The organism is Frankia sp. CcWB2 (assembly GCF_977927585.1).
Window position 1 is genome coordinate 7893 of sequence record NZ_CDWRCM010000045.1, and the last position, 926, is coordinate 8818.

The 926-nt window shown below is 70.1% G+C and carries 1 protein-coding gene and 1 pseudogene; both read left to right on the forward strand.

Going from position 1 to position 926, the window contains the following annotated elements:
* A pseudogene (locus tag ACY45C_RS07130) lies at window positions 1-343 on the forward strand (ABC transporter ATP-binding protein); the annotation flags it as partial.
* Window positions 340-926 (forward strand): glycosyltransferase (locus ACY45C_RS07135; RefSeq protein WP_462186847.1); only part of this gene is annotated, 587 nt, incomplete at its 3' end. The pseudogene ACY45C_RS07130 and the gene ACY45C_RS07135, both read left to right, overlap by 4 nt.

A 926-nucleotide genomic window follows, 5' to 3' on the forward strand; every position in this document is an offset into this window, starting at 1 on the left:
CCCCGGCGAGTCCCTCACCGTCAGCGTCGAGTTCGACGTCACCGAGGGTGCCCCCGAGCACGTGTACCTGCACACCTACATCGTCGGCCAGAGCGAGGTACCGATCTGGATGATGGAGACGCCACCCGGCGGGCTCGCCATCGGGCCGGGCCGCCACATCGTCGACTTCTCGGTACCACGCCTGCCCGAACTGCTCGGCGCCTTCGCGGTGAAGGTGCACGTCTCGGACGCCGCCACCGGCGCCCCGGTCACCACCCGCCGGTTCGAGGAGCTGTTCGGCGTCGGTGGTGCGCAGGCGGACGGACTGCTCAAGGTCGACTACGATGCGAGGTTGCGCGGATGAGCGAGAAACGCCCGACCCGGCCGGCGGCGGGATCAGCCGCCGAGTCGAAGACCGCCGAGCCGCTGGCGACCATCGTGATCGTCAACTGGAACGGCGCACATCTCCTCCCGGCCTGCCTGGACGGCATCGCCAAGCAGGAGGCGGATTTCGCCTACCAAACCTGGGTAGTCGACAACGCCTCGTCCGACGGCTCACGGGAGCTGCTCGCCGAGCGATACCCCTGGGTACACGTGGTGCCCGCGGAGCGCAACCTCGGTTTCGCCGGCGGCAACAACCTGGCGCTGCGCCAGGTCACGACGCCCTTCGCGGTCCTGGTGAACAACGACGCGATCCCCGAGCCCACCTGGCTCGCCGCGCTGCTGGCGCCGTTCGACGAGCCCGGCGGCCGGCATCTCGGCGCCACCACCGGCAAGGTCGTCTTCCTCCCCCGGTTCCTGCGGATCAGGCTGCACACGCCGACCTTCGTCCCGGGTCCGCACGACTCCCGCGAGCTGGGAGTGCGGGTGTCCTCGGTGACGGTGAACGGGCGCGAGGCGCTGCGCGAGGTGCTCTGGGAGAAACTCACCTACGGTGCCGAGGGACC